A 13,700-nucleotide genomic window follows, 5' to 3' on the forward strand; every position below is an offset into this window, starting at 1 on the left:
TGCGCCAGGACGACTATGTCGAGCGAATACCCAGCGGATCATGCGGCAATCGGCCAGCTCTACCAGGCCCACCATTCCTGGTTGCGTGGCTGGTTGAAGCGGCGCACCGGTTGTCGCGAGCATGCCGCCGACCTGGCCCAGGAAACCTTCGTCCGCCTGCTCAATAGCCGCAAGCAGCACAGTTTGCTGCAACCCCGGGCCTACCTGAGCAGCATTGCCCGCAGCCTGATGATCGACCAGTATCGGCGGCGCGAACTGGAACGCGCCTACCTCGACAGCCTGGCCCATTTCCCCGAACACCAAGCCCCTTCGCCAGAAACCCGCCTGCTGATCCTCGACAGCCTGGAGCGCATTGACCGCCTGCTCGACCAATTCAAGCCACGGGTGCGCGAAGCCTTTTTGCTGGCGCAACTGGACGGCCTGACCTGCCCGCAGATCGCCCAACGCCTGGGAGTGTCCAAGGCCACCGTGGAGCGCGACCTGGCCAAGGCCCTGCACGCCTGTTATCGGTTGCGCTATGCCGACTGCTGACCCGCGCCTGGTGGACCAGGCCATCCAATGGATGATCAAGCTGCGCTTCAACACCACCGATGACGCCAGCACCGCCGCGTTTGAACGCTGGCTGGCCAGCAGCGCCGAACACCAACTGGCCTGGCAGCGGGTCGCGACGATGAATGATGATTTTCGCCATCTGCCCGCCCAACTCGGGCGCCAGACCCTGGACAGCGCGCGCCGACGAATCAGCCGCCGCGAGGGCTTGAAGCTGCTGGGCCTGGTGGCCGGGGCCGCCGGGTTGACCTGGCTGGGCCGCGACTACACGCCGCTGCCGGGGCTGCTGGCCGAGTACCGCACGGCCACCGGTGAGCAGCGCTGGATCAGCCTGGATGACGGCAGCCGTATCCAACTCAACAGCGCGAGCGCCATCGACACCGCGTTCAACCGCGAACGGCGCCTGGTGCAGCTGCGCCAGGGCGAGATGCTGATTGATACCGGCAGCGATGGTCGCTCCCCCAGGCCCTTCTGGGTACAGACCCACAACGGTTATCTGCGGGCCCTCGGTACGCGCTTTATGGTCCGCGAAGAACCCCAGGGCACGCTGCTCGCGGTGCAACAGGGCCAGGTCGCGGTGTTTACCGGGCAAGCATCGGGCGCTGCCCGGCAAGTCGTCGCGTCCGGCGAACAGGTGTTGTTCAACCGCCTCGCAATTTATCCGCCACCCGCCACCGGCCTCGACCCCTGGTCCTGGAGCGACGGCGTGATCAGCGCGCGCAATATGCGCCTGGATGACTTCCTCAGCGAACTGGATCGCTACCGCCACGGCGTGTTGCGTTGCAGCGAGGCCGTCGCCGGCCTGCGTGTGTCCGGCACTTATCAAGTGGGCGACACCGATCAGGTGCTGGCGTTGGTGGCCCAGGCATTACCGGTCAGTGTCACCTACCGCAGCCGCTATTGGGTCACGGTCACCCCGCGCACCGCCCGCTCCTGAAAAATAAATGAGGTGAATTCTCATTGCCGTTCGACCTGTAAGGAAAGGCCGATCAACAGGCCCGTTCTGTCCACTTCCTTCAGGAGCAACCCGCGGTCATGCAAGAGTTCCCCTCAAAAAAATCCCCCCTGCGCCAAGCCGTCAATGCCGCCCTGCTGGGTGCCTGCCTGGCAAGTGCCCTGCCCGGCGGCGCCCTGGCCCAGGAGCCGGCGCGCAACAGCCAGACCCGCGCCTGGAACATTGCCCCTGGCCCACTGTCCAGCGCCCTGGACCAATTCGCCCGCCAGGCCGGTATCAGCCTGTCTTTTGACGCCAACAGCGTGGCCGGCAAGCACAGCGCGGGCCTCACCGGCGCACTCGACAGCGAGCAGGCCCTCGGCCAACTGCTCCAGGACCAAGGCCTGCAAGCCCAGCGCCAAAGCGACAACAGCTGGTTGCTGCTCCCGTCGGTGGGTGAATCCGGCGCGCTGAACCTTGGCGCCACCACCGTCACCGGCGAACGCCTGGGGGCCACCACCGAAGGCAGCGGCTCCTACACCACCGGCGCGGTGACCATCGGCAAGGGCCAGCACAGCCTGCGGAAAACCCCGCAATCGGTGAGTGTGATGACCCGCAAGTTGATGGATGACCAGAACATCCACACCATCGACCAATTGCTGGAGCGCACGCCGGGGATCACCACCTACGAATCGCCCATGGGCGGCAAGTATTTCTATTCCCGCGGTTTCAAGATGCTCGGGCAGTACCAGTACGACGGCGTGCCGCTGGATATGGGCAAGGACTATGTCCAGGCCGACAGCTTCACCGCAAACATGGCGCTGTATGACCGGGTGGAAGTGCTCAAAGGCGCCGCCGGTATGCTCAAGGGTGCCGGCACCGCCAGTGGCGCGGTGAATTTCGTGCGCAAGCGGCCCCAGGACAAGCCCACCACCAGCCTCACGCTGTCGGCCGGCACCTGGGACAACTACCGCGCCGAAGTGGATACCGGCGGCCCGCTGAACGATAGCGGCACCGTGCGCGGCCGGGCAGTGGTCAGCCAGCAGAATCGCGGTTCGTACATGGATATTGCCAAGCGCCAGGACCAGGCCATCTACACCGCCCTGGACATGGATATCAGCCCCGACACCACCCTCGGTTTCGGCGCCAGCTACGAAGACGTCGACGCCACGCCGTGCTGGGGCGGCATCCCGCGCTACAGCGACGGCAAGAGCATCGGCCTGAGCCGCTCCACCTGCCTGGGCCAGTCCTGGAACGACTGGCAAAGCCGGCGCACCACGCTGTTCGCCGACCTGACCCACCACTTCAATGACGACTGGAAACTCAAGGTCAGCGCCGTCCACAGCCGCAACCTGCAAGACATCAAATACGCCGCCAGCGAAGGCACCGTGGCCTATGGCGATCCGGCCCCCACGGCCAACAGCTACGCCGCCCTGTTTGACTACGATCACAAGGACTATGGCCTGGACGCCTACATCGACGGCAAGTTCGAAGCCTTTGGCCTGGAGCATGAGCTGATCCTCGGCGCCAACGGCAGCCGTGGCAGCCAGGACGATGTGTACGCGATCCGCAACCTGCCCCAGCGCCAGACCATCTACCAGCCCAACCATCACTTCCCGGAGCCGGCCGACGACACGTTCTGGCCGAACATGTACCGCGGCGGCACGGTCAAGGAGACCGCCACCCAGTACGGCACCTACGCCACCCTGCGCCTGCGGCTGGCCGAGCCGTTGCTACTGGTGGTCGGCAGCCGCGTCAGTTGGTTTGAAAACCGCCGCCAGTCCAACAACCTGGCCTGGGGCGAGTGGAGCGTGCAGGATGCGCGCGCCAAGGAAACCGGTGAAGTCACGCCCTTTGCCGCGCTGATCTATGACCTCAACGACAACCTCTCGATCTATACCAGCTACGCCGATATCTTCCAGCCACAAAGCTCCTACGCCACCGTCAGCGGCGCGGCCCTGAAGCCGAAGATCGGTGAGAACTACGAGCTGGGGATCAAGGGCGAATGGTTCGACGGGCGCCTCAACAGCTCCCTGGCACTGTTCCGCGCGATCGAGAAAAACGCTGCCGAGACCGACTACATCGCCCACTGCGGCACCTCGGCCGACGGCTTCTGCTACAGCGACACCGGCAAGGTCCGCGCCCAGGGCGTCGAGGCCGAGATCAGCGGCGAACTGCTTGAACGCTTGCAAGTCTTCGGCGGCTACACCTACACCCAGACCAAGACCCTGAACAATATCGACAGCCAGGCCGAGGGCCGGGCCTCCACCAGCTATGTGCCACGCCATATGTTCCGGCTGTGGGGCGATTACCAATTGGATGGTGCCCTGTCGAAATGGACAGTGGGCAGCGGCGTCAGCGCCCAAAGCAGCAACTATCGGGTCCAGACCATCAAGCTGGAACAACCCGGCTACGCCTTGTGGAGCGCGCGCCTGGCGTATCGGGTCGATAACACCTGGACCGTGGCGTTGAACGGCAACAACCTGTTCGACAAAAACTACTACCAGACCGTGGGGACCGCGTCCTGGGGTAACTTCTACGGCGAGCCGCGTAACCTCACCGTGAGCCTCAAAGGCGACTTCTGATCCCCATCCCTCTGTAGGGGCCGGCCAGCCGGCTCCTATCACCGTCAAAAAAGCTTTTCCTGCCCGGCAGGATAATTCCCGCTTTTGTTTCTACACTCCAAAAAGCCATCACTTATTCTCGATTAATCTGAGAATACCGCAAAATATGTCAACAAACCGTCATCACAAGAGTATCTTATGACACTAGACGGCTAGACTCATGGAAAAAGTCAAAACCTTGACGAGAAAATCAAAAGGAGCCATCATTTAGACATTACTTCGCAACAGCCTGCGCCCAGACAGGCAATTGCGCGTTACCCAGTGAAAGCAGTCGTTCGCCTTGCACCACTTATAAAGCAGACCTGCCTTATGGATGAGCAAACGAACAGGGAAGTCCTGGTGGTGTATTGAGGGATGATTTATGCGTGAGAAGTCGTCAGTCGACAGCCTGTTTCTGACTCGTACCGGTTTTGTTGAATTCTTTGTGGTTTTCGTCAAATTAATCCACGGCCTGACGGCAGTCCTGCCGGCGATGATCCTGTTGTTCTACCCGGATCCGGTCGACCCGCAAATGCGTGGTCACTACCTGGGCCTGCTGCTGTTTTTTGCGATCCTGACCATCATTCTGTTCCAGGCCCTGGGGGTGTACTCCGAGGACCTGTTCAGCAACCGCCTGCGTTTTCGCGTGATGTTGGTCGCGTGGATCTCGGCGTTTTGCATCCTGCTGTTCATGTACCAGATCCTGCTGCTGTTCCCGCAGTTGAGCCCGCGCAACCTGATGTTCTGGTTCAGCCTGAGCCTGATCCTGTTTGGCGTGGAACGCATCCTGATGCTGCGCCTGTATCGCAACCTGATGAAGAACGGCAAGTTCCTGCAGCGCACGGTGATCCTCGGCTTTACCGACACCGCCATCCATGTGGCCGAACACCTGTCGCGCAACAGTGACATCCGCTCCGGCCTGATCGGTTTTATCGACGACCGCACCGAACGCATCCCCAAGGAATTGAGCAACCTGCCGTTGCTGGGCAACACCCGCGACCTGGAAAAACTGATCAGGTCCGAACAGGTCAACCAGGTGATGATCACCCTGCCCTGGGCCGCCGAGCAGCGCATCAACGGGCTGGTCAAGCGCCTGCGGCAGATGTCGGTCAACGTCATGCTGGTGCCGGACATGGCCGCCCTGCGCTATGGCCATAACCGCATCACCGATGTCGGCGGCATCCTGATGTTCAACACCTCGCAACTGCCGCTGCGCGGTTGGTCACCCTTTATCAAGCGCTGTGAAGACCTGCTGTTGGCCAGCGCCGGCCTGCTGCTGTTGTCGCCGATCATGGTGGTGACCGCCATTGCCATCAAGCTCGACTCCAAGGGCCCGGTGCTGTTTCGCCAGAAGCGCTACGGCTATAACGACAACCTGATCCGGGTGTTCAAGTTCCGCTCGATGTACGTCGACCAGAGCGATTTCAACGCCGAGTGCCAGACCACCCGCCGCGACCCACGTATCACCCGTGTCGGGCGAATCATTCGCAAGACCAGCATCGACGAGCTGCCGCAACTGTTCAATGTGCTGCTGGGCAATATGTCGATGGTCGGTCCGCGCCCCCATGCCACCGCCACCAAGGCCGCCGGGATTCCGTTCGAGGAAGCCGTCAGCGAGTACAGCTCGCGGCACCGAGTCAAGCCGGGCATCACCGGCTGGGCGCAGATCAATGGCTACCGGGGTGAAACCGACACCCTGTTCAAGATTCAGAAACGGGTCGAATACGACCTGGAGTACATCGCCAAATGGTCGGTGTGGTTTGACCTGTACATCGTTTTCATGACGGTCCCGGCCGTCCTTTCCACCAAGGAAGTCTATTGATGAACACCCTCAACGGATTGATTCCCTGCATCATCTCCGGTGGCTCGGGCACGCGGCTGTGGCCGGTTTCGCGGCAGAACATGCCCAAGCCGTTCATGCGCATGCGCGACGACCAGAGCCTGTTGCAGAAAACTTTCCTGCGCGCCAGCCGCCTGCCGGGGGTCGACAGCGTGCTGACGGTGACCAACCGCGACCTGCTGTTTCGCACCCTCGACGATTACCGCGCAGTCAACACCGCCCACCTGGGCCTGGATTTGCTGCTGGAACCGTTCGGCCGCAACACGGCTGCGGCCATCGCGGTCGCTGCCCTGCATGTGCAGGAGTTTTTCGGCGCCGATGCACAATTGCTGGTGATGCCGGCCGACCACCTGATCCTCGATGAAAACGCCTTCGCCAAGGCCGTGGCCCAGGCCCGCGAATTGGCCGAAGCGGGTTACCTGGTGACCTTCGGCATCCAGCCCGACCGCCCCGAGACCGGCTTTGGCTATATCGAACAAGGCCCGGCGCTGGCTCAGGGTTTCCGTGTCCAGCGCTTCGTCGAAAAACCCGACCTGGCCACCGCCCAAGGCTACCTCGACGGCGGCAAGCACCTGTGGAATGCCGGGATGTTCTGCTTCAAGGCCGCCACCCTGCTCGAAGAGCTGGCGACCCACGCCCCGGCCGTGCTGGACGCAGCCAAGGCGGCGCTGGAACACAGCACCAGCCTGCAGAACAGCAGCAGCCGCCAGCGCGAACTGAACCCGCAAGGCTTTGGCACCGCGCCGGACATCTCCATCGACGTGGCCCTGATGGAGAAATCCGCCCAGGTTGCCGTAGTGCCGTGTGACATCGGCTGGAGCGATATCGGCTCCTGGGAAGCCCTGCGCCAGCTGACCCCCAGCGACGACAACGGCAACCAGATCAATGGCGAAGCGATCCTGCACGACGTGCACAACTGCTATATCGACTCGCCCAAGCGCGTATTGGGCGCGGTCGGGGTGCGTGACCTGATCATCGTCGACACCCCCGACGCCCTTCTGATTGCCGACGCCAACCGCAGCCAGGATGTGCGCCATATCGTTGCCGAGCTCAAGCGCCAGAATCATCCCGCGTTCAGCCTGCACCGCACCGTCACCCGGCCCTGGGGCACGTACACGGTGCTGGAGGAAAGCACGCGCTTCAAGATCAAGCGCATCGTGGTCAAGCCCAAGGGCTCGCTGTCGTTGCAAATGCACCATCACCGCAGCGAACACTGGGTAGTGGTCAGCGGCGCGGCAATGATCACCAATGGCGAGCGCGAGATCCTGCTCAACATGAACGAGTCCACCTATATTCCCGCCGGGCACAAACACCGCCTGACCAACCCCGGCATCATCGACCTGGTGATGATCGAGGTGCAGAGCGGCGAATACCTGGGCGAAGACGACATTGTGCGCTTCGACGACATCTACGGCCGTGCGCCCGCCAGCGAGCCCAAGCCCTGATGCGTACGTCCCTGATCATCCCGACCCGCAACGCCGCCGGCCACCTCGACCGGCTGCTGCCGGCGCTGCGCATGCAGACCCTGCAACCCGACGCAATGCTGGTAGTGGACAGCGCCTCGAGCGATGACACGGTGGCGCGCTTTCGCGAGTTTGGCGCGCGTGTCGAAGTGATCGCCGCCCGCGACTTCAACCACGGCGGCACCCGGCGCTGGGCCAGCGAGCACGTGGGTGGCGATGCGCTGATCGTGATGACCCAGGATGCGATCCCGGCCGAGCCCGAGACCTTCGCCAACCTGCTCGCCGAGCTGCAACAGGACCCACTCAACGGCGTCGCCTATGGCCGGCAGCTGCCGCACCCCGGTGCGGGAGTGCTGGGCGCGCAGTCGCGGCACTTCAACTACCCGGCCCACAGCCGCAGCAAAAGCCTGGCCGATGCGCCGCAGTTGGGGATCAAGACCTGCTTTAGCTCTGACTCGTTTTCCGTGTACCGGCGCAGCGCCCTAGAGGCCGTGGGCGGCTTTCCTGCCGATGTGATCGGCAGCGAAGACGCCTACGTCGCCGCGCGCCTGCTGCTGGCGGGCTGGAAGGTGCAGTACGCCGCCAGCGCTCGGGTTTATCACTCCCACGATTACCGACTCATGGATGAATTTCACCGCTACTTCGACATTGGTGTGTTCTACGGCCGCGAGCCATGGATTCGCCAGGCGTTTGGCGACGCCGGCGGTGAAGGTAAACGCTATGTACTGGCCGAATTACGTGCCTTGCGCGAGGCCAACGCCTTGCACCGCGCCCCCGAAGTGGTGGTGCGCAGTGCCTTTAAATTGCTGGGCTATCGCCTCGGCCACCTTGAACGCTACCTGCCCAAATCGCTCAAGCAGCGCCTGGGCATGTTTTCCACCTACTGGACTTGAGCCGTCATGAAGACTACCAACCGACGTTCCCGTCTTACCCTGTTCAGCCTGTTGAGTGCCTCGATCTGGCTGGCTGGTTGTTCGACCCCTGCGCGGGTGCCGCTTCCTGACAACAACACGCTCAAGGCCGGCCACCAGGCGGCGCTGACCTTGGCCGACCTGCCGCCCCCGCAGGTGCTGATCCAGAGTGGCGACCTGTTGCGCATCGTGCGTGATGCCCAGGAGCCGGCGGCGGCCGACGACATGACGGTATTTGTCGTGCGCCCCGACGGCGTGATCTCCATCCCCAACATCGGTCGGGTCAAGGCGGCATTGCGCACGCCGGAAGACCTGGGCAAGGAAATTACCGACAAGTACAAGCGCATCTACCGCGAACCGGCAGTGACGGTGAACATCGCCAGCGCCCCGAGCAACAAGGTGTTTATCGGCGGTGCAGTGCCGAACCCGGCGTTTTTCGACCTGGCGGGCAATGTCAGTGTGGAGCAGGCCCTGCTCAGCTCCGGCGGCGTGCTGGCCTCGGCGGACGCCTCCAACGTGGCCCTGATGCGTACCGGCCCGGATGGCAAGTACAAGACCTACTTCATCAGTTTGAACAACATGCTGACCGATCCCAATCACCCTCGGGTGGCCCTGCAACGTGGCGACCTGATCTACGTGCCGCAGTCGGGCATCGGCGCCACCGTGGAAGCGGTGGACATGTACTTCACCCGCCTGTTCCCGATCAACAAGGGCATTGGTGTGGGCTTGAACTACGACCTCAACGACAGTGGCGTGAAGAACAGCGGCAACACCATCTACAACAACCCAGTCATCAACGCAGGCCAATGATTATGGACCAGGCTTCGTATCACTCGAACCGACTGTTCCCGTCTGGCGTACACCACATATTCAATGGAGTGATCCTGTGATCGAAATCCGCTCTCTACGCGACCTTTTGCGGCTGTTTTTCATCTTCCGCCGCGAATTCAAACTGGCCGTGATCACCACGATTGTGGTGGCCGTGTTGGGTGCCTTCCTGTTGCCGGCTCGCTACGAGTCCGACGCGCGCTTGCTGGTCAAGCCAGGACGGGACAACACCACGTTGCCGATCGAAGCCGCCAACCGCCAGACGCTGATTGCGCCCAGCACCCAGCACGACCCGATCGTCGATGAGGAGAAGATGCTCACCGGCCGGCCCATCGTGCATATCGTTGCCGAGCGCTACCTGGCAATGACGTCCGAGCCGCCACAGGGCTTCTGGAAAGTCACCAAGTTCTACGTCAAGAAAGCCGCCGGTGAAGTACTGGATGCGGTGCGCAGCGTCCTGCAATTCGTCGGCCTGGCCGAGAAGCAAAGCCCGCTGGAACGCCTGGCGACCAAGCTGGAGAAGAACTTCGAAGCCGGCCACGAACCGGGCTCCTCGGTGATCGAGATTTCCTTCACCTGGGATGATCCGGTCATCGCGCAGAAAGTCGTCGAGACCTGGGTCGATGCCTACCTGGAAGAGCGCGCGCGGATTCTCGGGCGCAAGAGCCTGCATACCTTCTATGAAACCGAACGCAGCAAGGTCGCGACCAACATCCAGGGGCTCAAGGATGAACTGCAGGGCCGCTTGAAGCAGATCGACTCGATCAGCGTGGACGCGCGCCTGAAAAACCTGACCAACCAGATCGACCGCGTCACCGACGCCAAGGTCACCGCACAAAACCAGATCGCGGGGATCCGCAGCTTCCTGGCCAACGCCAGCCAGCAGATCAAGAACCAGCCAGCGGAAGTGGTGACGGCCCGGGAAACCAGCCTCAACCCGACCCAGCTTGACCTCAAGCGCCAGCTCAATGCCCTGCAAGTGGAACGCGCGCGCCTGCTGCGCACCTACCTGCCGGGCACGCCGCAGGTCAACCAGATCGAGCAGAACATCCGCGACATGCAAGACCTCAGCGCCCAGGAAGCGACACGCCTGGAACGCTCGCAAAACACCGCGCCCAACAGCCTGGTGATCAACGTCAAGCAACAGATCATCGATGCCCAGTTGCAGGAGCGCAAACTGGCCGGGGAAATCGAGAACTACGAGAAGACCCTCGCCGAACTGCGCGCCCAGCGTGACCAGGCGATGACCGATGAACCTGAGCTGAACAAGCTGACCCAGCAACTGCGCACCGCCGAGAAAAGCTACGCGCTGTACTCGGAAAACCTCGAACAGGCGCGCATCGACCACGAGCTGGACAGCAGCCAGATCAGCAACATCGCCCTGATCGAGCACGCCACCCTCAACCCGGCGCGCGTGTTTCCCAAGAGCCTGCTGATTCTGTTGTTCACCATTCCTGCCGGCCTGGCCGTCGGCTTGCTGACCATCTACGTGCTGTACCTGCTGGACCAGCGCATCCACGATGGTGCGCGCTTGCAGGAAGTGTTCGGTGTACCGCTGTGGAGCAGCATTCCCGATGTGCAACACGCGACGCCGGCAGCCCTCACCGCCAGCATCTATCGCCTGTACAGCCTGCTACCCGCCGAGCGCATCGCCAGCGAGGGCTTTGCCCTGGGCCTGACCTCGGCACGGCATGGCGAAGGCGTGAGCTTTATCATCGAGCAACTCAAGCGCCTGCTCGAAGAGCGCGGCCACCGGGTCTCGGTCAACGGCACCGAAGCGCCGAAGCCCGGTGAAGTGTTGCTGCTGGACGCCTCGGCCCTGTCGTCCAACCCGCAGGCGTTCCTCACCCTGCGCCGCGCCGAGCAGATTGTGCTGGTGATCGAAGCCCGCACCAGCACCGTGCCGACCATCGAGAACGCCCTGTCGCTGCTGACCACCGCGTTCGGCAAAGTCGACGGAATGATCCTCAACCGCCGCCGTTTTGAAGTGCCGGCCAATGTCCTGGCGCGGATCAACAGCTGGCGCGGTGCGGCCTGATGCGCATTGCGCTGCTAGCGCCGCTGCCGCCGGAGCAGACCGGGATCGCCGACTACGCTGCGCACTTGCGCAGCGCGTTGCGCGAGCAGGGCCTGGAGGTGCTGACGCCTCTGGAAGGCTGCCTGGACCTGACGCAACAGTTGCAGCGCCTGCACGCCTTTGACTGGCGCGGCGTGGACCTGGTCCATGCCGAGCTGGGCGGCGGGCGCTTTGCCGAGTTCCAGGCCCTGGATTACTTGCGCCGGGCCCAGCCGCAACTGCCGCTGACCGCCACCGTACACGACCCGGAACGCCTGATCTGGCGCCGGGCCAAGCTGTTTTTCCCGCTGACCCTGCTCGAACGCCTGCCCCACCCGCTGCCCCAGGCCGCGGCGCTGCTCGCCGACCCATTGACCCTATACGAAGAGCGGCGCCTGGCCAAAAGCATGCGTCGCCTGATCACCCTCACACGCCTGGGGGGCGACTGCCTGCGCCAGCGCATGGGGCTAAGACCTGAGCAAGTGGCAGTGATTGCCCACGGCAACCTGCCTATCGACCCCGTGGCCTTGCCGCCGTTGCAACCGTTGCGCCTGCTGTATTTCGGCTTTATCTACCGGGGCAAGGGCATCGAGGACCTGCTGCAGGCCCTGGCCCGTTCCCTGGCCGCCCACCCGCAATGCCGGGGCCAGGTGCGCCTGACCCTGGCCGGGGGCACCGCGCCGGAAATGACCTTCGACCCGGCCGGCAACTACCTCGATGGCCTGCGCCAACTGATCGCCAGCCTGCAACTGGGCGATGTGGTGGACTGGCAACTGGACCTGCCCTCGGCCGACATTGCTCACACCATCCAGGCCCACCATGTAATGGTGCTGCCGTACCGCGAATCGAAAAAACTCGGTTTCCTGGGGCAGATGCGCGGCACCAGCGGCGCGCTGTCCTGGGCCAACGCCTGCGGGCGCGGGGTGATTACCTCCAATGCCCGCGCCTTCGCCGAAGAAGTCGCCGGGGGCAATGGCATCACCTATCAACAGGGTGATATCGCCTCGTTGAGCGATGCCCTGAACCGCCTGATCCTCGACCCGCAACAGGCCCGCCAGTGGGCCGACCACGCTGCCGAGATCGGCCGGCAGCGCCAGTGGTCCAGCACCGCCCAACGCTTTGCCGAGATGTTCCAGGCCGCAGTCAAGGAGCCTTTGTGATGAACACTTCGTCAACTCGCCGGATGTGGCGCTACCTGCCACTGGTCATTGCAATGGCCGTGGGCGGCGCACTGCTGCTCAGTGAAAAGGTCGACGCGGAGCCCGTGAACCTGGCGCCCCAGCGCACTGTGGAGTGGCGCGAGTTCTTGGGGGTGAACGCGCATTTTCTGTGGTTCAAGCCCGAGCAGTACCAGAAGCAGATTCGCCAATACCAGAAGCTGGGGCTGGACTGGGTGCGCGTCGACCTGCACTGGGACCGCCTGGAGCCCAAGGAAGAAGATTACCAACTGAGCACTTTCGACGAACTGGACCGCACCCTGACGGCCGAGAAGATCCGCTCGGTGTTCTACCTGGTGGGGTCGGCGCCGTTCATCACCACCGCTCCCAAAGGCGCAGAATTCCAAGACCAATACCGCCCGCGGGATGCCAGCGTGTATGCCCTGCGCCTGGCCCTGTTAGCCAAGCGCTACCCGAACATCAACGCCTGGCAGGTGTGGAACGAACAGAACCTGCCGAACAACTGGCGCCCGCAAGTGAATGCCGAGGAGTACGCGCGCTTGCTGCTGGCCAGTCACCAGGCCCTGAATATCGCCGCGCCAGACAAGATCCAGGTGATGGGCGGCATGGCCTACTACAGCCAGATGCCGCCGCGCGGCAAGACCCTGATGTTTGAAGCCCTCGGCGCGCTGGGCGTACAAACCCTGGGCATGGTCGCGGCGTATCACCCGTACTCGATGACCCCGGAAACCGACGAGCCAGGCAAGAACGAAGTACTGCTGCGCGGCGACCAACTCAACGCCGTGCTGCACGGTGCCGGGGTCAAGGATGTGTGGGCCACCGAGTGGGGCTGGTCCAGCTATGCCGGGCCCAAGGAGATGCAGGACCTGATCGGCGTCGACGGCCAGGCCGATTTCACCTTGCGCCGCCTGGCGTTGATGGCGTCCCAGGACTACCAGAAGATTTTCCTGTTTGCCCTGTCCGACCTGGATGAACGGGCCTCCGTGCGTGACCAGCACTACGGCCTGCTGGATCTCAACGGCGAACCCAAGCCGGTCTACCGCGCCCTCGCCCGCTTCCTCGAGATCACCGGGCCGACGCTCAAGCCTGGGGTCACCCCCGCGCTTGCAGACGTACCCAAGACTTTTTACAGCGTGGCCTGGACCCGCGAAGACGGCAAACACCTGTTGATGTACTGGAGCGCGCAAGGCACCAGCATCACCTTGCCCAACGTACAACACGCCGAGCTGCTGGACCCGCTGACCGGCGCCCGGCAGACCCTTAACGATTACAACGGCATTCGCCCCGTGGTGAAACCGTCGTTGCAGATATTGGTGTGGTAGCACGCCCAGGCATGGA

At 63.1% G+C, this 13,700-nt stretch carries 10 protein-coding genes; all 10 read left to right on the forward strand.

Features of this window, described 5'->3' with window-relative positions; translation table 11 throughout:
* Positions 1-15: 15 nt before the first annotated feature.
* Positions 16-531, forward strand: coding sequence for a sigma-70 family RNA polymerase sigma factor (locus tag ACSSVH_RS16170; RefSeq protein ID WP_492633469.1), 516 nt, complete (start codon positions 16-18; stop codon positions 529-531).
* Positions 518-1,486 (forward strand): FecR domain-containing protein, encoded by a 969-nt coding sequence (locus ACSSVH_RS16175; RefSeq protein WP_170058398.1) that lies wholly within the window; start codon positions 518-520, stop codon positions 1,484-1,486. The genes ACSSVH_RS16170 and ACSSVH_RS16175 overlap by 14 nt, the downstream gene beginning before the upstream one ends.
* Positions 1,487-1,584: 98 nt before the next feature.
* On the forward strand, positions 1,585-4,068 hold the full coding sequence (locus ACSSVH_RS16180) for a TonB-dependent siderophore receptor (protein WP_492633470.1): 2,484 nt from the start codon (positions 1,585-1,587) through the stop codon (positions 4,066-4,068).
* A gap of 400 nt (positions 4,069-4,468) precedes the next feature.
* Positions 4,469-5,908, forward strand: a complete 1,440-nt coding sequence (locus ACSSVH_RS16185) for an undecaprenyl-phosphate glucose phosphotransferase (RefSeq protein ID WP_170043700.1) — start codon at positions 4,469-4,471, stop codon at positions 5,906-5,908.
* On the forward strand, positions 5,908-7,371 hold the full coding sequence (locus tag ACSSVH_RS16190) for a mannose-1-phosphate guanylyltransferase/mannose-6-phosphate isomerase (protein ID WP_170043699.1): 1,464 nt from the start codon (positions 5,908-5,910) through the stop codon (positions 7,369-7,371). The genes ACSSVH_RS16185 and ACSSVH_RS16190 overlap by 1 nt, the downstream gene beginning before the upstream one ends.
* Positions 7,371-8,282: a glycosyltransferase family 2 protein gene (locus ACSSVH_RS16195; RefSeq protein WP_170043698.1), complete on the forward strand. Its 912-nt coding sequence runs from the start codon at positions 7,371-7,373 to the stop codon at positions 8,280-8,282. Before ACSSVH_RS16190 ends, ACSSVH_RS16195 begins: the two co-directional genes overlap by 1 nt.
* A 6-nt stretch (positions 8,283-8,288) precedes the next feature.
* Entirely contained in the window at positions 8,289-9,110 is an 822-nt protein-coding gene (locus ACSSVH_RS16200; RefSeq protein WP_492633471.1) for a polysaccharide biosynthesis/export family protein, read from the forward strand.
* A 76-nt stretch (positions 9,111-9,186) separates the two neighbouring features.
* Entirely contained in the window at positions 9,187-11,166 is a 1,980-nt protein-coding gene (locus ACSSVH_RS16205) for an exopolysaccharide transport family protein (RefSeq protein ID WP_492633472.1), read from the forward strand.
* Positions 11,166-12,344 carry a glycosyltransferase gene (locus tag ACSSVH_RS16210; protein ID WP_492633473.1) on the forward strand — a complete coding sequence of 393 codons (1,179 nt, stop codon included), beginning with the start codon at positions 11,166-11,168 and terminating at the stop codon, positions 12,342-12,344. The genes ACSSVH_RS16205 and ACSSVH_RS16210 overlap by 1 nt, the downstream gene beginning before the upstream one ends.
* Complete coding sequence (locus tag ACSSVH_RS16215) at positions 12,344-13,684, forward strand: glycoside hydrolase 5 family protein (RefSeq protein ID WP_172314445.1); 1,341 nt, start codon at positions 12,344-12,346, stop codon at positions 13,682-13,684. The genes ACSSVH_RS16210 and ACSSVH_RS16215 overlap by 1 nt, the downstream gene beginning before the upstream one ends.
* Positions 13,685-13,700: the final 16 nt, after the last annotated feature.

The organism is Pseudomonas sp. HC1(2025) (genome assembly GCF_058742075.1).